Raw genomic sequence first — 20,830 nt, forward strand, 5'->3', positions numbered from 1 at the left:
TTACTTAAGCATCATTTTTATCGTTTTTTCAGTTTTCTCATTATAAGGAGGAGCCATGCCGGTCATGCTGGCCAGGTCCTTCTTCGATTGGCTGTAAATGGCTTTAGCATGGCTAAGCGCCTTAAAACCGTCAAAGCCGTGATAGCAACCCATGCCACTGGGGCCAACACCACCAAAGGGCAGGTCTTCCTGAGAAACATGCATTAACACATCATTAATGGTGACGCCGCCGCTAATGGTGTGGTCAAGCACATAGCGCTCTTCCTGAGCATTGTGGCCAAAGTAGTAGAGCGCCAATGCACGAGGCTGTTTGTTAATAAAGGCTACTGGGTCTTTAAAATCTTTATAGGTTCTAACAGGCATTAGCGGGCCAAAAATTTCTTCCTGCATACACAGTGCATCATCTGGTGCATTAAGAATAAGCGTAGGAGGCATTTTATGGTGTGGCTGCCCCTCAAAGGATTCGTTAGCCGGGTTTAATTCAATAATGGTGGCGCCTTTGGCTTTGGCATCGGCAATATAGCTTTGCAGGCGTGAATAGTGACGCTCATTAACAATCGAGGTGAAGTCTTTGTTATTGAGCATGGTAGGCACCATTGCCGCTACCGAGGCTTTAAAACCTTCAATCACCTGGTCCAGTTTTTCTTCTGGAATAAAACAGTAGTCCGGTGCTAAACAAATTTGACCTGCGTTGGTTACTTTACCCCACATAATACGATCACAGGTCAGTTTTAAATCCGCATCGCGGCCGATAATAACCGGCGACTTGCCGCCAAGTTCAAGTGTTAGTGGTACCAGGTTCTTGGCTGCCGCTGACATAACATGGCGGGCAACTGAGGTTGCACCGGTAAAGATTAAGTGATCAAAGGCTAGCGCGCTAAACGCCTGGCCAACTTCCGGGCCACCGGTAAAGACGGCAACTTCACTGTCGTCATAGGCTTCTTCAATCATCTCTTTCATCACTTCAGAGGTAGAAGGGGTGAATTCTGATGGCTTGATCATCGCGCGGTTACCAGCGCCGAAGGCATTGGCCAGTGGACCAAAAGTTAAGTTAACCGGGAAGTTCCATGGGCTGATGATACCAATAGTACCCAGAGGCTGGTATTCAACCCGTGATTTTGCACCGAGGAAGTTTAGCGGGAACATGGTTTTTCTTTTTTCTGTGCGCATCCACTGCTTTAAGTGTTTTTTCGCATGCTGCATGGGACCAACACCGGCGGCGACATCAAACATTTTGCTGAACTCAGGGGAGCGATGGCCAAAGTCGCTGTTCATCGCTTCGACCAGTTTGTCGGAATATTTATTAAGCTGCGCAATCGATCGGTCCATTCGGTCGACACGGGTGGCCAGGCTAACGGCGCCTTCATCAATAAAAGCTTGTTTCTGCTTTTCAAGTACCACATTCATTTGCTGGCTGGCGGTAGTTACTGGATCATCAATTGCGTTCATGCTCTGTTCCTCAGGTTCTTTCAATCATTTAATGTTATCTAAGCGGCTACCAGGATTCCCGGTGTGGCCGTAAGTCTAATTCAAAGGTCCAACAATTACTTGGCTGTTGATCGAGATACCAAATACTCTCTGCGATCGCTGCCGGCTGGATAAAAAAGTCGTCCTCTTCATCAGGGCAGAGGTTGCGGGCAAAGGGCCCGTCAACCGCTGCATCAATGATCAGGTACGAAACATGTACCTGTTGTGGACCTAATTCTTTGGCCATCGACTGGGTTAGTAGTCGAGCTGCGCCTTTGGATGGTGCGAAGGCGGCAAACTTGGCGCCGCCTCGAGTAGCGGCCGTATTGCCGGTTACCATAATAGAGCCAGCGCCGCGTTCAATCATGCTGGGTGCCACTGCTCTGGCGCAATACAGTAGCCCCATGGTGTTAATCGCAAAATTTAACTCAAGCTCTTTAGGGTCAACCTCTAAAAAACTACCAAAACAGCCTCTTGCGGCGTTATAGATCAGAATATCGATCTGGCCATAGTCTGCCATAATGCTGGCAAAGGCTTGCTTAACCGCTTGCTCATCCGTCACATCGAGTGGCATCACGGTGGCGCTGCCGTTCAGTTCGCTGGCAACTGCCTCTAAGTAGTCCTTTTGCCTGGCCATCATTACAATATGGTAGCCCTTGCTGGCATAGAACTCACAGCAGGCTTTGCCAATACCGGGGCCGACACCGGTGACTACACAGATTTTTTGAGTCATTGCTATTACCGCTAATGGCCAGAAGAGCCCACTTTAAACCAATTAGGACAAAAATAAAACAGTAGGTACTGATTGTTTTGTCCTTGGTGCTTTGTTAGCATAAGCGGCCTGTAAATTGCCGAAGATGGCTTTATAGCGCGTAATAGCGTAGCTTAAGCCCGCTCAGCGGAGGGCGTTGGCTTCCAGCAGGGCAAACAATAAATTTTGGTATTTCGTCACATTGATAAAGATAGAATAGGTCAACTATGGATTTTTCACTAACTGAAGAACAAACCTTATTACAAGACAGTGTGGACAAATTTGTCCGTGATAACTGTGATGTAGAGCGTCGCCGCAGCTTAAACCAGACTGAGCTGGGTTATGACGCCGAGGTTTGGCAGCAGTTTGCCGAGCTTGGCTGGTTATGCGTGCCTTTTACTGAAGAGCAGGGCGGTTTTGGCGGCAGTGCAGCCGATGTGATGGTGATGAGCGAGGCCCTTTCAAAGGGGCTGGTCCGCGAACCCTTTTTAACGACGGTAGTAACCTGTGGCGGTTTTTTACGTCTCGGTGGTAGCGCTGAGCAGCAAGCGGCTCATATCCCGGCAATTATTGAAGGCGCTAAACAGTGGGCGTTTGCCTTTGCGGAAGACGCTGCCGGTTATAATCTTGCGGCGGTTAGCGCCACAGCTGAGGCCAGCGACGGTGGTTTCCGCCTTAATGGCGCTAAAACAGCGGTGTTAAACGGCCATCACAGTGATTATCTGATTGTCTCAGCCCGCACCAGTGGCGAGGCTAGGGATAAGGCGGGTGTTAGTTTGTTTATTGTCGATGCCAGTCAGGCCGGTATTAGCAAGCAAGCCTTTAATACGGTTGATGGTAGCCGTGCTGCCAATATTGAATTTAAGGATGTTGAGGTGGCTGCTGATCAATTACTGGGTGAGCTCGGTAATGCGCTGCCTTTAATGGAAGCGGTGATCGATGATTCGATTATTGCCATGGGTGGTGAAGCACTGGGTGCTATGCAGCTGCTATTAAATGACACGGTTGAGTACACCAAAACCCGTGAACAGTTTGGTCAGCCAATCAGTAACTTTCAGGCCCTGCAGCATAGAATGGCGGATATGTACCTCAAGGTTGAAGAAACCCGCTCCTTATTATTTAACGCGGCTATTCAGGCTGATGAAGGCAGTGCCGATAAAGCCAAAGCCTGTGCGGCGCTAAAAGTTAAAATTGCTGAAGCAGGGCGCTTTGTTTCTCAAGAAGCCATTCAATTACATGGTGGTATTGGTATGACGGATGAGTTGAATATCAGCCATCATTTTAAGCGTTTGCTGGTTCTGGGGATGTTGTATGGTGATGAGGATTATTATGTAAGCCGCTACACGGCTTTATCGGCGTAAAGCTGAATAAGCGCTAAAACCTGAGACATAAAAAAGGCTGAACATACTCTATGTTCAGCCTTTTTTTTAACCGCTTGGCAGTCGTTTATTTTTCAGAGTGCCTGGAGATAGCGGTAACACCGCTTTCGTCAAAGATTTCTTCCAAGCGGTCAGACAAATAATCCAACAAGCGGCCTACACGTTCATCGCGGTTGGTGACGAGCTGGCCTACAGCCATTCCTTCCATCATAAACTTGGTCACATCCATGGCCAGTAAAAACAAGTCGCCGCGGTCACTCCAGCCACTAAACATTTCCGAGTTTGACACTCGGACATGATCTTCAAACTTGGTAATGGACTGCTCCAGAATATCTTTAAGCTCAGGGTCAGTCCGGCCGGCGACACAAAGCTCGTGATAGGCGACAAATAAATCGCCGGTCAGATGGTCCCAATAGGCTTCTAGGCCACCACGGCGGCGCTCTTTGCCTTCCAGTGCGGCTGGAATCTGGGCAACCCGAGTGGTGTAATCTTCCAGCAGTTTATCATGCAGATATTCAACAGCTGCCTGGATTAGCTCGGTTTTAGAAGGGAAGTGGTGCAGCATCGCGCCGCGGGAAACACCCGCAAAATCGGCAACCTTAGCTGTGGTCACATTCGTGTAACCCAGGTTAATAAAGCAATCGATAGCAGCATCCAGTATGCGATCGCGCGTCATGGCACTTTTCTGGGCTTGCCAGCTAACTCCATCTGCGCTCTTACTTTTGGTTAATTTATCCGGTTTGTTGGCGGACATTGCGTCTCCGCTCCTCATAGTGATATATTTAAAAACAAGACTGACTGTTTTAAACAGGACAGCGTCAGATGGCAGTATAAACGAAAGATTGAATAAAAAACGACTGAATTTAGACAAATAATAGCAATTAAGGGGTAAACAATGCACAGCTACGAGAAGTTCTATATTAACGGAGAGTGGGTCCAGCCCAGTGGTAGCGGTGCTATCGAAGTTATTAACCCCACTACAGAGCAGCCCTGTGGTTCAGTGCCCAATGGTGATGCCAGCGATGTAGATGCGGCTGTAGCGGCGGCAAAAGCGGCCTTTCCAGCCTGGGCCGCCACTTCTGCGGCTGAGCGCTCGGGCTATATTGCCCAATTAGCCGGTAAATTGGATGAGAATAAAGAAGCCTTGGCTAGCCTGATTTCTGAAGAATTGGGTATGCCTGTTGGCTGGTCTGTCGCTATTCAGGTGGGTCTACCTACCGGTGTGATGGCGTCTTATATCGACCTTCCAGCTGAAATGGAAAAAGAAGAAGAATTGGCTAATTCACTGATTATCAAAGAACCTATCGGTGTGTGTGGTTTTATCACCCCCTGGAATTACCCTTTGCATCAGATCGTAGGCAAGGTAGCCCCGGCGCTAGCGGCGGGTTGTACCATGGTATTAAAGCCAAGCTCAGAAACGCCTCTGGATGCCTTTAAGTTTGCTGAACTGATCGATGAAGTGGGTTTACCTGCGGGTGTCTTTAACCTGGTAACCGGCCCTGGTCGCGTCGTGGGAGAAGCCATCGCTACCCATAAAGATGTTGATATGCTGTCGATTACCGGTTCTACCGAGGCGGGTGTACGTGTTGCTGAATTGGCCGCGCCTACCGTTAAGCGTGTTACCCAGGAGTTGGGTGGTAAGTCAGCCAGCGTTATTCTGGATGGTGCCGAGCTTGAAGCGGCCGTTGGCGCGGCAGTGATTGGCTTAAGTATTAATACTGGCCAAACCTGTGCTGCATTAACCCGTCTAATCGTGCCTCGTCAGTCTCAAGATGCGGTGGTCGCTATTGCTAAAGGTGCCGCAGCCACGGTTGTTGTAGGCGGTGCTTTTGATGAAGCGGCAGGTATGGGCCCCATGGTGTCCAAATCTCAACAGGCTACCGTTAGAAAATATATCCAGCAGGGTATTGATGAAGGTGCCACTCTGGTAACCGGTGGCGTTGATATGCCAGAAGGTTTAACCGAAGGTTATTATGTTCCTATGACTATCTTCGCTGATGTGACTAACGATATGGTCATTGCTCAGGAAGAAATTTTTGGCCCAGTACTGTCTATTATTCCTTACGACACTGAAGAAGAAGCGATTGCTATTGCTAACGATAGTCCCTTTGGTTTATCCGGTGCGGTATGGGGTCCTGATGTTGACGCGGCTAAAGCGGTGGCCCGACAAATTCGCACGGGGCAGATTGCTATCAATGGTGGTGATTTTAATATCGCCGCACCGTTTGGTGGCTATAAGCAATCGGGTAACGGTCGCGAACTGGGTGCTCATGGCCTGACAGAATTTATTGAAATTAAGTCACTACAACTTTAATCCTTAAAAACGAGACTAGCATGACTGAACAAGCGACAAATTATGATGATGTAAAAAATTATCGACTGGACCCTGAGCGTGTAGAAGAGCTGTTAAATACCGCTGGTGAGTGTACTTTTATTTGGGCTAATAAAGCAGGTCACCCCATCGGTGTGACCACGGCCTTTGTCCATGTTGATGGAAAAATCTGGATGACAGCCACCCGTGAGCGCGTACGTATTAAAGCGATTGCTCGCGATGGTCGTTCTTCGGTGGTACTAACCAGCACCGGCACTCCTATGGGCGGCGGTAAAACCGTTACCTTTAAGGGCCATACAGTGATTCATGATGATGATGAAACCAAGCAGTGGTTTTATAAGATTTTTGCCGGCGGTATGGGTGCATCCGGACATAACGATGAAAAAAATGCCTTTACCTCAGGTATTGACCCCGATATGTTCCGACGCTTTTTAGATACTCCGGAGCGTATTGTTTTAGAGTTTACTCCGGAAATGTCGATTCCTTTTGATGGCGATAAAATGGCGGCGGGTACTGCTCAGGCTTATGCTAAATTTGCAGAAGAAGATGCTAAAAAGGCTAAGTAAGGACGTTTGAAATACTGCAGTAAAGTTAAAAAGGCTCGGCACTATGCTGGGCCTTTTTTGCTGTCGGTCAATGGATTATCAAGCTGTTGCTTTGTGAATTAATCGCTTCAGGTTTTCGAGTACAATCGGCTTGGCAATATGCCCATCCATACCGGCGGAAGCGCATTGGCTAACCTGTTCACTCAGCGTATGGGCCGATAAAGCATAGATAGGGGTAGGGTGATGGTTGTTTTGTTGTTCCCATTGACGAATGCGCCGGGTCGCTTCATAGCCATCCATCAGCGGCATTTCACAGTCCATTAATATTAGGTCATAGCTACTATTGCAGGCCATGGAGACCGCTTCTGTGCCGTTTGCAGCAAGGCTGACCAGACAGCCCAGGCTTTCAAGCAGTTTAACCGCCACTTTCTGATTAACCAGATTGTCTTCGGCCAATAAAATAACCAGGTTTTCAAAATCGTAGTGGGTGCTGGGTTCGCTGCGGTCGTGACCCTGGCTGGTTGCCAGTGAAAATTCCAGACTAAAGGTAGAGCCCTTGCCATGTTCGCTGTGCAAATGGATGGAGCCATTCATTAATTGCAGGAGTTGCTTGCAAATAGCCAGACCAAGACCGGTTCCGCCGTATTTGCGGGTATTGGTTTGATCGGCTTGGGTAAAGGGTTGGAATAACCTGGGTTGCAGAGACTCTTCTATACCAATACCACTGTCGCTGATATTGATACGAATAAGCGTGTTACCACTAATATGAGAAACATTTTCTACATCAATATTAATAAAACCTTGCTCGGTAAACTTACAGGCATTATTCAGCAGGTTGGTGAGTATTTGATGCAAGCGGCTTTCATCACCAATAAACTGTTGGTTTTTCAGCTCTGGGTCCATCGATAACGTCAGAGAGATAGCATCATTGATATTGGAGCGAAAAGGCTCGACGGTTTCATAAATTAATGTGGCCAGATTAAAAGGGTTTTCCTCCAATATTAGCTGCTCTGCATTTAGCTTTGAGTGGATCAGAACATCGTTAATCACTGTAAGTAGCGTATTGCCTGAGCGTTGAATTATTTTTAGATACTCTTGTTGCTGCTCGCTTAATGATTCGTTTTTCATTAGCTCGACCATACCGATAATGCCATTCATCGGTGTTCTGATTTCATGGCTAATACTGGCCAGAAACCGCTCCCGGCTATGCATGGCTTCTTCGGTGGTTTTCTGCGCCAGTAGCAAGGCGTCATGGGAGGATTTTAATTGGCTGGTGCGCTCTTCGACGCGGCTTTCCAGTTCTGCATTTAAGGAGGCCAGTTGTATTTCAGCTTGCTTGCGTGCGGTAATATCCTGTAATGCGCCGATCACTTTAACCACCTTGCCATTTTCCATTTCTGTGATGGCATAAACATGAGCCCAGATATGGCGCTTGGCTGGCGTGATCATTTCCAGTTCCAAATCATAGCCTTCGCCGGTCGAAATAGCTTTGTTGATGGCGTTGGTGATTAATGTCCAGTATTCCGGTTTATAGAAATGAATGGCAGTTTTAATTTGAGGGGTATAATCTTCTGGCGATAAATCGTGAATACGATAGGTCTCATCGGTCCAGTATAAGGTGTCTTGTTTTAAGTCAATTTCCCAACCACCGACCTTGGCCAAGGTCTGAATAACATTGAACATCTTCCTGTAGCTCATGCGAGGGACCTTATGCTGTTTTTAATGGAGCCGCTTTTGCAGTATATGTCTAATCCTGTCATTCTGCTTTGAATTTACAGCAAAATTCATTCTACTATCCGTTTAAGTTATTTCAAACTCACAGCTTATTGGTGCCTTTAGACAATGCCAGATAAAAAAAAGCCCCTGCAAGCAGGGGCATAAGCAAAGAGGGTAAACCTCCTGTTGGAACTGTTATAAGTGGCTTATTTGTGAATGCCGCCCATATTTAAGTATTTAACTTCCAGATAATCATCGATACCGTATTTGGAACCTTCACGGCCAATGCCGGATTCTTTTACGCCACCGAAGGGAGCAACTTCCGTAGAAATAATACCTTCGTTAACGCCCACGATACCGTAGTCCAGGCCTTCACTAACGCGCCAGATACGGCCGATATCTCTGGAGTAGAAATAAGCAGAAAGACCAAAGGGTGTATCGTTACCAATGCGGATGGCTTCTTCTTCGGTTTTAAACTTAAAGATTGGCGCAATAGGGCCAAAGATCTCTTCGTTATAAACGTCCATGGTGTCATCAACATCGACTAATACTGTTGGGTGATAGAAATTTTCACCTTCGGCATCAGTACCTTTACCGCCAACCAATACTTTTGCGCCATTGCTAGTGGCTTGGTCTACGATGGCGCTAACTTTGGTGAAAGCGTCGTCGTTGATAAGTGGTCCGATGGTTACGCCTTCGTCAGCACCGTTGCCAACTTTAAGAGCGTTAACGGCAGCTACCAATTTTTCGGTGAAAGCGTCGAAAACAGATTCTTGTACCAGAATCCGGTTAGCACAAACACAGGTTTGACCCGCGTTGCGGTATTTTGACGCCATGGCACCAATCACAGCTTCATCCAGGTCGGCATCATCAAAAACTATAAATGGAGCGTTGCCGCCTAATTCCATTGAGGTTTTCTTAACGGTGTCAGCACACTGCTTCATTAGCACTTTACCGATTTCAGTAGAACCGGTGAAGGTTAACTTGCGAACAATGCTGCTGCCTGTCATTTCGCCGCCGATATCGCGAGCCTTGTTACCTGCAACAACGCTGAACACGCCTTTAGGTACGCCAGCACGTTCTGCAAGGTCAGCTAGTGCCAAAGCACACAAGGGGGTCTCAGTGGCAGGCTTTAGAACAATGGTACAGCCCGCGGCTAACGCTGGAGCTACTTTGCGAGTGATCATTGCAATAGGGAAGTTCCAGGGCGTAATCGCTGCTACAACGCCTACAGGTTGCTTTAAGGTTACGATGCGCTGAGTTGGGTTGTTAGACTCAATAGTGTCACCGTATACGCGACGACCTTCTTCAGCAAACCATTCAACAAAAGAAGCACCGTAGCCAACTTCACCGCGAGATTCAGCCAGAGGCTTACCCTGTTCGGCGGTCATCAGTTGAGCCAGGTCTTCCTGGTGTTCCATCATTAAAGCAAACCAGCGCTTTAAAATAGCAGAACGTTCTTTGGCGACGATATTTTTCCAGCTTTGGAAAGCTACATCCGCAGCTTCGATCGCGCGGCGAGTTTCGGCAGCACCGGCGTTAGGGATATCAATGATTTTTTCTTTGGTGGCTGGGTTTAAAACGGGCATCACTGCACCGTTATCGGCATCTACCCATGCGCCATCAATAAATAGCTGTGAGCGCAGCAGTGTGTTGTCTTTAAGATTTAACATTAACGTGTTTCCTCAGGTTTAAAGGTTGTCTCAATTACTTTCCGGCCAGTCTTGCCACTACAGGGGCAAATTCATCGACCATATTATTGGTGCCGTCATCTAATACGGCGACATAAGAAATGCCGTATTGTTCGCGGCGGCGTATCAATTCGTCGCAGATGTAATCAATGCTGCCAATCAGGCAGTGGGGATGTTGTAGTACATCCTCTGCACTCATACCCAGCTGTTCACCGATGGCGGCAGCGGTTGGGGCGGCATGGTCGGTCACTATAGTCGTATAGGCGCCAATTTCAAGTTCTATATCTTTAAAGCGGTCACCGGCTCCGTTTTTGATCCAGTTGACCTTTTTGGCGGTTTGTTCAGCCATGCCGGAGTTCATGCCGTCGAGACCGATGGTGCCGGCGCGGTTATTAAAGTTCAGGCTGACGATATCGGCCTGTTCGCCAGCGTAGGTCAGGATTTTTTTACTGCCGCCGCCAATCATAATGGGTGGGTGGGGCTGCTGTGGGGTGCTGGGGATGCCTTTAAAGCCAGACCATTGTAGGGATTCGCCGTTGAGTTCAATCAGTTCGCCGGACATAAAGGCTTTATAAGCCTCTACCGTTTCAGCAAAGCGGGCAAAGCGCTCAGGGAATTCATCAAAGGACAGGCCTACGGCTTCGTACTCGGCTTTAATCCAGCCTGCGCCTAAACCGAATTCATAGCGTCCGCCAGAAAGGTAGTCCATGGTGGCAGCTTCTTTGATTAAAGTGATGGCGTGGCGGTAGTCGTTACAAAATACCCGGCAACCGACCCGCAATGTGGTGGTTTGTTCAAGCGCCATTGCGATTGCTGGTGTTGCGGCTAACATTTGTGGTGGGTGGCCAGTGGTATCTAGTGCTGGGCCTTCACTTAAAAAGTGGTCCGCTAAAAAGAAGGTCGAATAACCCAGGTCTTCTGTTTTTGCAATCAGGTTACGCCAGTTCTTTGGTGAATCCGTATTAAAGCTCTGTAACGAAAAGCGAAAAGGTTTATGACTCATGGTTTTTCCTATTTTAGTTATTAGCCTGTAGGGTGGATTGTAATCCACCAGTTATGATTGCTCCGTGCTGGGATTGGTGGATTATAATCCACCCTACAATGTGCGGCAGCAATGACGGGCAGGGGCTTAGCCTGCTTTAGTCAGTTGTACTGGAATGGAGCTTTGACGCGCCATACCTGAGTATTTTGACGCGTGGTCCAGGTTATTGATCAGGCGGTTGGTGTTAGCACCAATTTCCCGCACTTTATCATCGCTTCTTTCACCAGGTGCGCCGCCCCAGCAATGAGCCATTGAGACTACGCCGCGTTTAATATCCGGGCTGCTTTGTGCAACCGCTGGAATCTGGCCGCGATCAGACGTAATGGAAATTACATCACCATCGGCAATATTGAGTTCCGCCAAATCTTCAGGGTTGATATAAGCCGGGTTGGTAGTGCCTTTTTTGGCGAGGAAGCTTAGTTCTGGGCCGGTCGAGTTAAAGGTGTTTTTCATTCGACGGCTAATCAAAATATACGGGAAGTCGGTTTTGGCTTTCAGGCTGCTGTCGGCATCTTTGATGGTGCCGGCAATTTCATCGGTAATGCCTTCAGGCATTAGGTCCATACGGCCCTTAGTGGCTGGGTCAGCTTCTGCCACAATCACATCAGGCACATCGTAAACTTTGCCGCCATCGTTTTTATAAATATCGGCCAGAGGTACTCTGGAGTTGATGGTCATTTTTTCCAGTACATCGTACTTGGAGGGTTTGTTAACCATATCCAGTGGTTGCTCGCGAATGTTTAGATTTAGGCCCAGACGTTTGCCCAGTTCCCAGAACAGTTCCCATTCTTCAATCACATCGCCTTCTGCTTCGATTACGGTTTTGGCGTAATGGCTATAGGGTTTTTCGTACCAGATATCGGTGAGTACGGTTAAGTCATCACGCTCAAGGCATAGCTTGGAGCCAATCACATAATCCGCCATTTCGCAGGTGGCTGACATTTTGTAATCAATACACACCAGCAGGTCGAGATTTTTTAAAGCTTCATAGGCTTTGTCCTGACCGGGCCATGCCAGTAGCGGGTTGCCACCAACACAGATTAAGGCTTTGATCTGGCCTTCGCCTTCCATCAAGATTTCATCGGCGAGAATGGCTGTGGGCATTTCTTTAACCGGGCCATTGGCGGTTAATACGGTGACTTCCCCAATGTCATCGGATACGCGGCTGCGAATACCTGTTAGCCATTCCGGTGTAGGTGGTACTGCTTGCGCAGGGCGGGGCACCAGTGGCGATAGTACGCCAGCGTTAGGAAGTTTTTCACCCGCGCGATAATGGCGGCCACAAATGGCGTTAATGGTTTGTGTTAGATGTTGAATCAGGTTGGGGTAGGGGCCCATTTCGGGTCCGGTACCGGTGGTGGCGCAACCTTTAGGGCCTGCGGCAAAGAGTCTGGCGGCCTCGATAATATCGTCTTTAGCCAGTTCGGTACGTTCGGCCACGTAGTCTGGCGTGAACTGACTGATATTGTCTTTAAAGGTATCGAGGTTCTCGATATGTTCATCACAGAAGGCTTTATCGTGTAGCTCTTCATCGAGAATAATATGAATTAAACCGGCTAGTAATACGGCATCCTGCCCTGGTTTAATTTGTAGATGCAGGTCAGCACGTGAGGCTACTTCAGATTTACGCGGATCAACGGCAATAATTTTAAGGCCGCGTTTTTTACCTTCACGCAACGCATTACTAGGGCTGAATGAAGGAATACCGCCGGGAATAGAGTAGTGTGATACCAATGTGTTATTGCCAATAATCAGTGCAACATTGGAATCTTGCCAAGTATGTTGGCCTGCTGCCCAAAAGCCCATACGTGCTTGACCAATACCCACCTTGGCGGGTTGGTCAATGGTGATACTAGTGTAGTAAGACGGTGAATCCAGCTCCACATGCCAGGACTTGGCAACCGGGTGGGTGGCTGAGTTTTGAAACGATACGGTGCCGTTATAACTGGCAATGGCTCTTGGGCCGTACTTTTCTTTAATGGCTTTTAGCTTGTCCGCAATTTCATCCAGCGCTTGCTGGCTACCAATATCGGTATGGCTGCCATCTTCGTTCTTTCTAAGGGAGGTGAGAATACGCTCAGGCAGATACAGCTGCTCTGGCATCTGTCGGCCTTTCAGGCAGGTATAGCCGCCAAAAATCTCATTATCGACATCCGGTTTTAGCGAGATTAGCTTATTGTCCTCTACCTCGATTTCCATTGGGCAGTTTGCGTGGCAGTAGCGGCAATAGGTTTTTACAGTCTTGCTAGGCATGGGTATCTCTTTTTCTTAGTAGTTCATGTCATTCCCGTCCCTGACTCAAGTTCTCGAGGGCAGGCTGCGGGCACCGTGATTCCCGCCTTCGCGGGAATGACGTAATCGATTAGCCGGTGAAAAAGTCGGCTCTGGGTACACCCTCTGGGTCATAGACCGGCTCTTCCAGATCAATCCGGAATTTGGAGACTTCCGTATTGTATACACCGTAGCCTCCAAGCAATGCCAGCATATTGGCATAGTAGGGACCGGCCAAATGAGCGGCTAAATCTTCCGAAGACTCCCAGTTTTCATACACATATACGCGGGTGTCAGAGGTCGGATCAGCGGACCAGACATAGTGCTTGCAGCCTTTCTGGGTGCGGGTTTCAGCGACCAGATCCGCGGATTCGGCCAGTGCTTTATCACGGTGTTCAGCGGCTAATTCAACACAGCCATTAATCAGTACTGTCATGGTGTTAATCCTGCGGAAAATAGGGGGTATTTCATTATTGAAATTTGACCCAAAAGGTACCAGATAAAAATCTATAAAACAATCAGGGTTGACTGATTTTTTATAAACCGCTATGTTGGCGTTATTGAGTGGCATCTTGGCACAAAACAACAACCTTTTTATATAGGCAGTATATTTCATGACAGATTTAATCAATCGCCAGTATTACTTGGCTCAACGCCCTGCAAGCGTACCGACTTCAGAGGACGTTCCGGCCCGCGATGTGCCCGTTGCAGAGCCGGCTGAAGGCATGGCGGTGATCAAGAATATGTTTATCTCACTGGACCCTGCGATCCGTGGTTGGATGGGTGATGACCCTAACTATATTGAGCCTATAGCCATTAATGACGCGGTCCGCAGCTCGGTTATCGGTCGTGTAGTCAAGAGCAATAGCCCGGAATTGGCCGTTGGCGATGCGGTCATGAGTTTAGGTGCCTGGGAGGCTTATACCACCGGCCCCGCCGTTGCGATGAATAAGCTGGATGAAAGTGCTGGCCTGCCTCTGAGTAACTTTTTGAGCGTATTGGGCCCCACCGGTTTAACTGCGTTTTTTGGTATCCTCGATGTGGGTAAGCCAAAAGCGGGTGAGACTGTCTTAGTGAGTGCCGCCGCTGGTGCTGTTGGCTCAGTTGTAGGGCAAATTGCCAAAATTAAAGGCTGCCGTGTTGTCGGTATGGCCGGTTCTGATGATAAATGTGCCTGGCTAAAAGACGATTTGGGTTTTGATGAGGTGATTAACTATAAAACCTGTGGTGATTACGGCGATGCGATTCGCAAAGCCTGCCCTGATGGTGTTGATGTTTACTTCGATAATGTCGGTGGTGAGATTCTGGATGCTGCGCTGCTATGTCTGAATAAATTTGCCCGTGTTGCGGTTTGCGGTTGGATTTCAACCTATAACGATGCCGATGCACCCGGCCCGAAAAACCTTTGGCAATTGGTTGCCGAGAGTGTGACGATTCAGGGTTTTGTGGTTATCGATTATATGGATCGTTTCCCTGAAGCGATTGGTCAGTTGGCGGAATGGGTCATGTCTGGCCAGATTCAATTTAAAGAAGATATTGTTGACGGTCTGGATAATATTTTACCGGCGTTTTTAAAACTGTTTGATGGCAGTAACCAGGGTAAATTAATGGTTCGTATCCCGGAAGAATAAACCGCTGATGAATCGCTTTGACGGAAAATATGTTGTTGTAACCGGCGCCGCTGACGGTATCGGTTTGGCGACGGCGACGTTTTTTGCCACTCAAGGCGCAAAGGTAATCGCGGTTGATTTGCCATCGTCATCCTTGTCCAGCGTACTGGCAGATTATGATAGCGTGATTCCACTGCACCAGGATATGACGGCGGAAGATGCCAGCCAAAATGTTCTGGCTGAAGTGACAGCGCGTTTTGGTGGCTTGGATATTTTAATTAATAATGCTGGCATATCACCTTTTGGCCCATTGGATGATGATAACGATGAGGCTTGGAAAAATACCTTTGATATTAACGTCGCAGCCATTCACAAGTTAAGTAGAGCCTGTTTGCCGCTACTAAAATTAAGTGCTGCTGGTAGAGTGATTAATACCGCTTCATTATCCTCTGTGGTTGCCAATAATGGCATGGGTATTTATACCGCATCTAAACATGCGGTGGCCGGTTTAAGTAAATCCATGGCGTTGGAGTGGGGCGAATTTGGTATTACCGTTAACTATCTTTTGCCGGGTGCTATCGTAACGGGAATATCCCGTGATGTATTTGCGACTAACCCTGAGTTTAAAGCGTTTTGGGAAAATAAATCGGCCTTGGGTCGATTGGGTCAGCCTGATGATATTGCCAAAGCAATATTGTTTTTAGCCTCGGATGATGCGGCATTTATCAGTGGTCATGGTTTGGTCGTCGATGGTGGTGCGTTAATTTCTGCGTAAACCGTAGTTTATAATTATTATAAGAGTGTATTAATTGTGAGTGAATCTTTAGTAAAAGTTGAAATAGATGCCCCGGTGGCAACCATTACCCTAAACCGTGCCGATGCGATGAATGCATTGTCGACGGCCATGCGTAAAGAATTTGCCGAAGCGCTGTTAAGTATCAAAACCAATGCAGATATTCGGGCCATTGTTTTAACCGGTGAAGGCAAGGCATTTTGTGCCGGCCTTGACCTGCCTGAATTGCAAAGTGCCCGTACTAATGTGGCGGAGAGTGGAGTGATTGGCAGCGACTTGTTAGATGCCTTAAGTGAAATTGGTATCCCGGTCATTGCAGCGGTTAATGGCTATGCAATAACCGGAGGTTTTGAAATTGCGCTGTTATGCGACATCATTATTGCCTCAGAAAAGGCGGTGTTTGCCGATACCCATGCGAAAGTGGGTGTGATACCCGCCTGGGGCATTACCCAGCGCTTGCCTAGAATTATTGGCCCAATGCGGGCTAAAGAAATGAGTTTGACCGGCAATAAAGTCGGTGCACAACAAGCTTATGAGTGGGGCTTGGTTAATCATGTGGTTAAGCATGAGGATTTGCTCTCAACAGCGATGCAATTAGGTCGTGATATTGCCGGTTGTGACCACGGCTCTCAAGTGGCTATCAAAACCCTGATTGATGTGGGTTGGATGAGCCCGATTGAAGATGGGCTGAGATTGGAGCGTACTGCCAGTATCCAGGCTTTTAGGGATTATGCTGCCGAGCAAGAGGCGGAAAAAAATACCGGCTAATACCATGCCGGCAACCGGAGAGGAGGAAGGTTGTGCCATACAAAATCACTTGGTTGGACCAAACAGTGATAGCGGACTTTTACGGTGATGTGACAGTCCAGGAAATCAGGGATCACGGTAGGGAGGTCAATAATGACCTTCGTTTTAAGAAGGTTAGCAAGCGAATTTCCAATTGCTCGGCAATAACGAGTATCAATGCCAGTACCACCGATTTAAAAATCTTTGGCTTTATTGATCATGATGCCGCCCGATACGCGCCGGATGCTCATATGGCGGTGGTGACTGAGCACCCGTCTATTATTCAAAATACAGCGCAATACAAGGCGGCCTTTGGTGATGGCAGTTGGAAAATTAAACTATTCCCCTCCATTGGCGAGGCTTTAGCCTGGGACCCTGATCAGGATGGCTAGGACTAGCCCTAATCCGGGTTTTATAGTTTTGCGGTTGAAACTGTCGATAAGGCTTACATATCACGCTTTTTTGATTGGCAATAAAATTCCTAAACTTCTGATAAATAAAGGATATTTTTGGTTGGTATAACAATTGCAATCTATCACGTCAGTTGTTTTAACACCCATTGATGCAGTTATAGTTGAAGGTAAAGCTATGAAAAATATCCTCGCCGGTGCAGTCACCAGTGTATCCCTCTTGTTAGCCATGTCGGCGGCAAACGCCACGGTTATTACAGAAATTGAAGCCAATGACAGCTTTGCCACCGCGCAATATGTTGAGGGGTCATTTTCTACCGGTGCCAATGCTGATGTTGAAAATGCCGGTGTAGCAGGGTGGGAGTGGGTTTCCATTGAAGCGGGGCCTGACACAACTTCCAGCTATGATTATTTCACCTTCTCGGTAGCTGCCGGCCAGCAATTTATTTTTGATATTGATTATGGCTGCGAGACCACCGAGTGTGATGACAGTGATACCGATGTCGATACCTTTATTCGTTTATTTGATGGTAGCAACGGTCTGATCGGCTTTAGTGATGACGAAGGGCCGGACCTGTTTGACTCTCTACTGGCTTTTGAGTTTGATTATACCGGCACCGCCACTCTGAAAGTGTCGCAGTTTGAAGACAGTGTTATGCCGTCAGGAACAGACTACACGCTGCAAATCTCTCGTGAGCAGCAGGCTGTCTCAGTGCCTGAGCCAGGTTCGCTTCTACTCTTAAGCCTTGGTCTGGCTATGCTTGGCCTTCGCCGCCAATAACAGGCCCTGTATTCGATTATTCGGCGGCTGCTACCACCATATCGGACAGTCGCTGAAACCTCAGCATATTCTCAGTTTCATCCATAATCCCTGCGGTCAGGCAAATAAAGGTGAGTTCCCGTTCCGGGTCGACCCAAAACAGGGTTGAGCCTGCGCCTTCTCCGCAAAATGTGGTAGGGGAGGTATTGGTGCCCATATAACAGGGAAAAGTACCTTCTCCCCTTAGAAAAAACGTTAGGCCAATATAGGCTGGCCAATCAGGCCAGGTATGCATTTCACGGGTGTAGTCAAAGATATCATTGGGGGCATCGCCGGTATGATTGCGTACAGCGTTTTCCACCATGGCTGGAGATAAAATATCCGAGCCTTCATAGCTGCCTTTTAAGCGCAGCATTTCAGTAAAGCAAAACAGATCCCTTGCGGTGCCCATAGCTCCGGCGGCGGCAAACTCAGCATCGTCTGTTGCCAGTAAATTCATGGTGTTAAACGCTTCCGGGTCGAATAGGCTATCGTTATTAAAGGCTGCGACGATCGGTACCCGTCGAGATACCAGATCCTCCCTTAGGGAGAGGGAGGTGCTCTTCATGCCCAGGGGTTTAAATAAGTCTTCTTCTAAAATTTGCCGAAAAGGACGCTTTGCCTCATCCAGACGACAGACCATTTCCGCCAGAACAGAGTGGGCAGCATAGGGGTTATAGGTCACGGTTTGCCCCGGGCGACGAAACAGGCGCTCATCACTGACCGCGGCTACCAGTTTATCAATATGAATATGGCTGCCTGGCTCTAAGGACAGGGGTAATTCGGGGTTCATCCCGCTAGTATGGGTTAGTAGGTGGTAGACGGTAATATTTTGCTTACCCTTGGCGCCAAATTCCGGGATCACTTCCGCTACCCGGGTATTCAGGGAGAATTTTCCCTGTTCGATCGCTGCCAATACAATCGTGGTAGTGAGCTGCTTGGTAATCGACATCAGATGAAACACATCATCCGTTTGCGTGGCACGTTGATTGGCAAGGTCGCTATGGCCCAGCGCCTGATGCAGGCAGATTTTGCCTTGATGGGCTACCAGGATTACCGCACCATGATAGCTGCCGGCGGTAATATCCTGTTGAATGCTGTGGCTTAGCAGTTCCAGTCTTGATTGGTTTAAGGTGCTCATGGCAACCCCTTTTTATTATTGATCGTTGATCTGTGGCTATTGGTCCACCGTATCCTTTAGCAGCTATCGCTAGGCAATGGGGGTATAGGTACCGCTAAGATCGGGGCCGCCATGATAAATAAAGCTGTAATTACGGCTCTTAAATAGCCATTCTCCAGCTTCCTTTATATAGGTATCTTCGTAGCGGCTTAGTATGGTCATGGTATTACCCTCTTTATCACGGGTATATTCATGTAAATACCAGTGGCCGCTGGCGTTATCACCATCGACCTCGAACAGGCAGGAATTCGGCATCATCAGGGCAAAATCAAAACCGCCCATCATTTGTTGCCAGAGGCCAAGAATATTGTCCTTTCCTTCTACCGGGGTACCCAGCAGGTTCCAGCTGGCGCCTTCGGCCCAGGTGGAAATCCAGCTGTCAGCATCATAGCGGTTGACTGCGTCGGTGTATTTACCCATAAGGTTTCTAAGGGCAATCTCATCTTCCAGGTTGTTAGTGGCAGTAGTGTTCATGAGTATCTATCCTTTAGATTGGTATTTTTTCCTACTGTATCTCGAGTCCGGCAAAAAAGAAACAGACAAGACTGTTTTTAACAGTATAGAGCTGGTAGTATCTTGTTCGCTGGGCAGTTTATAACAAAAATTTAAACGTTAATTGCGGAGGAATATTCATGGATTTAAGCGCTTTCCCATACTTGCAGGGCAATTATGCACCTGTCGAAGCCGAATATGATCACGATGAAACCCAGCTGAGGGTTGAGGGTACTATACCTAAGAATCTGGTAGGTGCCTATATGCGTGATGGGGCGAATACCGCCTACGAGCCCAACCACTATGTCTATCCGTTAGATGGCGATGGCATGGTCCACGCTGTTTACTTTAGAGACGGCAAAGTCCAATACAAAAATCGCTGGGTAGAAACCAGTCATTTAAAAACTGAACGTGAGTGGGGTAAAACCATTTACGGCAGTGTTGGTAAATTGTTAGAAGTGCCCCAGGAAGTTATCGATGCTGGTGGTGAGCCAAGTCCTGTGCGTAACACGGCCAATACCAATGTGATCTACCACGGTGAAAAACTATTCGCCATGTGGGAAGGTGGTTTCCCGCATTTATTAAATAACGATTTATCAACGGTCGGTTTATATGACTACGACGGGGCTTTAAAGCCAGGTGATGCACTGACCGCGCATCCAAAAGTGTGCCCGGATACCGGCGACCTGATTACCTGTACTCAGCGTTGGGATAGCCCTAACTATTGGGTTCAGGTGATCGACAAAAATGGTAAGCACAAGCAAACTATTCCTGTTGAATTTGAACGTAAAGGTATTATCCACGATCTGCAGATCACTGAAAATTATGTGATTATTTTCTATGCACCCGCATGGCATAGTTTGGAACGCGCTATGAAGGGTGAAGATCCGTTTATGTGGGAACCGGATCGCGGCACCAAAATCATTGCTATACCTCGCGATGGCAGTGGCAAAAATGTTGTTTACGAAACAGATGCTTTCTTTAGCTGGCACTTCTGTAATGGTTTTGAGCAAGGTGGCAAAATCATTATTGATTATATCTGGATTAATTCTATTCCTTTCACTCAGGCGCAAGGTACCGGTGTTGAGAAACAGCCACGCCGCATGTATCGCATGACTCTGGATAAAGCGACCAAGCAAGTGACCAATGAGCAGTTCTCTGATGTGTTTTGTGAGTTCTCTCGGGTTGATGAGCGCTTAATGGGTAAAGACTATCGTTACGGCTTTGCGGCTTCCAGTAATCATGATTGGGATGATGCCCACGGTTATAACTGTACGGGTCGTTACGATTTTGTTACCGGTGAAACCAAATTATGGGATTACGGTCCTGAAGCCAATGCGGGTGAGCCTGTTTATGTGCCAAACCCGGATAGTGATAAAGAAGAAGATGGCTGGGTAATGTGCTTTGTGTTTAACCCGGATGAAGGTGCATTTCTGTCGATTCTTAATGCAGGTACCTTTGATCAGGCTGCCAAAGTATTTATTCCAACCCGTGTACCCAATGGCTTCCATGCCAACTGGATGCAGAATCTGACGTTAAGCTAAGCACGTTTAGAGTTTGGGAGCA

Annotated in this window: 19 protein-coding genes; 9 read left to right on the forward strand and 10 right to left on the reverse strand. The window is 47.8% G+C overall.

The features are described from left to right. Together BST96_RS16795 and BST96_RS16800 are read right to left on the reverse strand one after the other, a co-directional pair. Positions 1-1,449 carry a coniferyl aldehyde dehydrogenase gene (locus BST96_RS16795; protein ID WP_085759807.1) on the reverse strand — a complete coding sequence of 483 codons (1,449 nt, stop codon included), beginning with the start codon at positions 1,447-1,449 and terminating at the stop codon, positions 1-3. Between the two features lie 46 nt (positions 1,450-1,495). After that, the gene (locus BST96_RS16800; RefSeq protein ID WP_085759808.1) at positions 1,496-2,200 is read right to left on the reverse strand and encodes an SDR family NAD(P)-dependent oxidoreductase; all 705 of its coding nucleotides are present in this window, start codon (positions 2,198-2,200) and stop codon (positions 1,496-1,498) included. A 245-nt stretch (positions 2,201-2,445) separates the two neighbouring features. Here BST96_RS16800 and BST96_RS16805 point away from each other — a divergent pair, with 245 nt between their 5' ends. Continuing rightward, the gene (locus BST96_RS16805) at positions 2,446-3,579 is read left to right on the forward strand and encodes an acyl-CoA dehydrogenase family protein (RefSeq protein ID WP_085759809.1); all 1,134 of its coding nucleotides are present in this window, start codon (positions 2,446-2,448) and stop codon (positions 3,577-3,579) included. A gap of 85 nt (positions 3,580-3,664) precedes the next feature. On the opposite strand, the gene BST96_RS16810 is transcribed toward BST96_RS16805, so the two are convergent. Further along, on the reverse strand, positions 3,665-4,351 hold the full coding sequence (locus tag BST96_RS16810; RefSeq protein ID WP_169714024.1) for a TetR/AcrR family transcriptional regulator: 687 nt from the start codon (positions 4,349-4,351) through the stop codon (positions 3,665-3,667). Between the two features lie 141 nt (positions 4,352-4,492). On the opposite strand from BST96_RS16810, the gene BST96_RS16815 reads away from it, so the two are divergent. Both BST96_RS16815 and BST96_RS16820 read left to right on the forward strand, forming a co-directional pair. Further along, the gene (locus BST96_RS16815) at positions 4,493-5,911 is read left to right on the forward strand and encodes an aldehyde dehydrogenase family protein (RefSeq protein ID WP_085759811.1); all 1,419 of its coding nucleotides are present in this window, start codon (positions 4,493-4,495) and stop codon (positions 5,909-5,911) included. Between the two features lie 20 nt (positions 5,912-5,931). Then, positions 5,932-6,495, forward strand: coding sequence for a pyridoxamine 5'-phosphate oxidase family protein (locus BST96_RS16820; protein WP_085759812.1), 564 nt, complete (start codon positions 5,932-5,934; stop codon positions 6,493-6,495). A 78-nt stretch (positions 6,496-6,573) separates the two neighbouring features. On the opposite strand, the gene BST96_RS16825 is transcribed toward BST96_RS16820, so the two are convergent. The 5 genes from BST96_RS16825 to BST96_RS16845 form a co-directional block, all read right to left on the reverse strand. After that, positions 6,574-8,172, reverse strand: coding sequence for a PAS domain-containing hybrid sensor histidine kinase/response regulator (locus tag BST96_RS16825; protein ID WP_085759813.1), 1,599 nt, complete (start codon positions 8,170-8,172; stop codon positions 6,574-6,576). Positions 8,173-8,396: 224 nt separating this feature from the next. After that, a complete protein-coding gene (locus tag BST96_RS16830; protein WP_085759814.1) occupies positions 8,397-9,863 on the reverse strand; it encodes an NAD-dependent succinate-semialdehyde dehydrogenase in 1,467 nt (488 codons plus the stop codon). Between the two features lie 34 nt (positions 9,864-9,897). Further along, the gene (locus tag BST96_RS16835; RefSeq protein WP_085759815.1) at positions 9,898-10,884 is read right to left on the reverse strand and encodes a TIGR03621 family F420-dependent LLM class oxidoreductase; all 987 of its coding nucleotides are present in this window, start codon (positions 10,882-10,884) and stop codon (positions 9,898-9,900) included. A 126-nt stretch (positions 10,885-11,010) separates the two neighbouring features. Further along, positions 11,011-13,176 carry a molybdopterin-containing oxidoreductase family protein gene (locus tag BST96_RS16840; RefSeq protein ID WP_085759816.1) on the reverse strand — a complete coding sequence of 722 codons (2,166 nt, stop codon included), beginning with the start codon at positions 13,174-13,176 and terminating at the stop codon, positions 11,011-11,013. Between the two features lie 109 nt (positions 13,177-13,285). Then, positions 13,286-13,630 (reverse strand): putative quinol monooxygenase, encoded by a 345-nt coding sequence (locus BST96_RS16845; protein WP_085760574.1) that lies wholly within the window; start codon positions 13,628-13,630, stop codon positions 13,286-13,288. 178 nt (positions 13,631-13,808) lie between these two features. Here BST96_RS16845 and BST96_RS16850 point away from each other — a divergent pair, with 178 nt between their 5' ends. The 5 genes from BST96_RS16850 to BST96_RS16870 all read left to right on the forward strand — a co-directional run bounded on the left by BST96_RS16850 (position 13,809) and on the right by BST96_RS16870 (position 17,574). Then, complete coding sequence (locus BST96_RS16850) at positions 13,809-14,825, forward strand: NADP-dependent oxidoreductase (protein ID WP_085759817.1); 1,017 nt, start codon at positions 13,809-13,811, stop codon at positions 14,823-14,825. Between the two features lie 7 nt (positions 14,826-14,832). After that, positions 14,833-15,579 carry an SDR family NAD(P)-dependent oxidoreductase gene (locus BST96_RS16855; protein ID WP_085759818.1) on the forward strand — a complete coding sequence of 249 codons (747 nt, stop codon included), beginning with the start codon at positions 14,833-14,835 and terminating at the stop codon, positions 15,577-15,579. Between the two features lie 36 nt (positions 15,580-15,615). Next, entirely contained in the window at positions 15,616-16,365 is a 750-nt protein-coding gene (locus BST96_RS16860; protein WP_085759819.1) for an enoyl-CoA hydratase, read from the forward strand. Positions 16,366-16,397: 32 nt separating this feature from the next. Next, entirely contained in the window at positions 16,398-16,775 is a 378-nt protein-coding gene (locus tag BST96_RS16865; RefSeq protein WP_085759820.1) for a hypothetical protein, read from the forward strand. A 196-nt stretch (positions 16,776-16,971) separates the two neighbouring features. Further along, positions 16,972-17,574 (forward strand): PEP-CTERM sorting domain-containing protein, encoded by a 603-nt coding sequence (locus BST96_RS16870; RefSeq protein WP_085759821.1) that lies wholly within the window; start codon positions 16,972-16,974, stop codon positions 17,572-17,574. Positions 17,575-17,590: 16 nt separating this feature from the next. Here BST96_RS16870 and BST96_RS16875 read toward each other — a convergent pair whose 3' ends face one another. Together BST96_RS16875 and BST96_RS16880 are read right to left on the reverse strand one after the other, a co-directional pair. Beyond that, a complete protein-coding gene (locus BST96_RS16875; RefSeq protein WP_085759822.1) occupies positions 17,591-18,733 on the reverse strand; it encodes a serine hydrolase domain-containing protein in 1,143 nt (380 codons plus the stop codon). Between the two features lie 69 nt (positions 18,734-18,802). After that, positions 18,803-19,246: a nuclear transport factor 2 family protein gene (locus BST96_RS16880; RefSeq protein WP_085759823.1), complete on the reverse strand. Its 444-nt coding sequence runs from the start codon at positions 19,244-19,246 to the stop codon at positions 18,803-18,805. Positions 19,247-19,404: 158 nt separating this feature from the next. On the opposite strand from BST96_RS16880, the gene BST96_RS16885 reads away from it, so the two are divergent. Beyond that, a complete protein-coding gene (locus BST96_RS16885) occupies positions 19,405-20,808 on the forward strand; it encodes a carotenoid oxygenase family protein (RefSeq protein WP_085759824.1) in 1,404 nt (467 codons plus the stop codon). The last annotated feature ends 22 nt before the right edge of the window (positions 20,809-20,830 follow it).

This window comes from Oceanicoccus sagamiensis (assembly GCF_002117105.1).
Lineage (GTDB): Bacteria > Pseudomonadota > Gammaproteobacteria > Pseudomonadales > Dasaniaceae > Oceanicoccus > Oceanicoccus sagamiensis.

Excerpts from the sequence above, each read along its gene's own strand:
- BST96_RS16820 (WP_085759812.1), top strand. The coding sequence starts at position 5,932 with ATGACTGAACAAGCGACAAATTATGATGATGTAAAAAATTATCGACTG.
- BST96_RS16825 (WP_085759813.1), bottom strand. The coding sequence starts at position 8,172 with ATGAGCTACAGGAAGATGTTCAATGTTATTCAGACCTTGGCCAAGGTC.
- BST96_RS16850 (WP_085759817.1), top strand. The coding sequence starts at position 13,809 with ATGACAGATTTAATCAATCGCCAGTATTACTTGGCTCAACGCCCTGCA.
- BST96_RS16810 (WP_169714024.1), bottom strand. The coding sequence starts at position 4,351 with ATGTCCGCCAACAAACCGGATAAATTAACCAAAAGTAAGAGCGCAGAT.
- BST96_RS16875 (WP_085759822.1), bottom strand. The coding sequence starts at position 18,733 with ATGAGCACCTTAAACCAATCAAGACTGGAACTGCTAAGCCACAGCATT.
- BST96_RS16830 (WP_085759814.1), bottom strand. The coding sequence starts at position 9,863 with ATGTTAAATCTTAAAGACAACACACTGCTGCGCTCACAGCTATTTATT.
- BST96_RS16870 (WP_085759821.1), top strand. The coding sequence starts at position 16,972 with ATGAAAAATATCCTCGCCGGTGCAGTCACCAGTGTATCCCTCTTGTTA.
- BST96_RS16805 (WP_085759809.1), top strand. The coding sequence starts at position 2,446 with ATGGATTTTTCACTAACTGAAGAACAAACCTTATTACAAGACAGTGTG.
- BST96_RS16795 (WP_085759807.1), bottom strand. The coding sequence starts at position 1,449 with ATGAACGCAATTGATGATCCAGTAACTACCGCCAGCCAGCAAATGAAT.
- BST96_RS16845 (WP_085760574.1), bottom strand. The coding sequence starts at position 13,630 with ATGACAGTACTGATTAATGGCTGTGTTGAATTAGCCGCTGAACACCGT.
- BST96_RS16840 (WP_085759816.1), bottom strand. The coding sequence starts at position 13,176 with ATGCCTAGCAAGACTGTAAAAACCTATTGCCGCTACTGCCACGCAAAC.
- BST96_RS16880 (WP_085759823.1), bottom strand. The coding sequence starts at position 19,246 with ATGAACACTACTGCCACTAACAACCTGGAAGATGAGATTGCCCTTAGA.
- BST96_RS16885 (WP_085759824.1), top strand. The coding sequence starts at position 19,405 with ATGGATTTAAGCGCTTTCCCATACTTGCAGGGCAATTATGCACCTGTC.
- BST96_RS16835 (WP_085759815.1), bottom strand. The coding sequence starts at position 10,884 with ATGAGTCATAAACCTTTTCGCTTTTCGTTACAGAGCTTTAATACGGAT.
- BST96_RS16815 (WP_085759811.1), top strand. The coding sequence starts at position 4,493 with ATGCACAGCTACGAGAAGTTCTATATTAACGGAGAGTGGGTCCAGCCC.
- BST96_RS16800 (WP_085759808.1), bottom strand. The coding sequence starts at position 2,200 with ATGACTCAAAAAATCTGTGTAGTCACCGGTGTCGGCCCCGGTATTGGC.
- BST96_RS16855 (WP_085759818.1), top strand. The coding sequence starts at position 14,833 with ATGAATCGCTTTGACGGAAAATATGTTGTTGTAACCGGCGCCGCTGAC.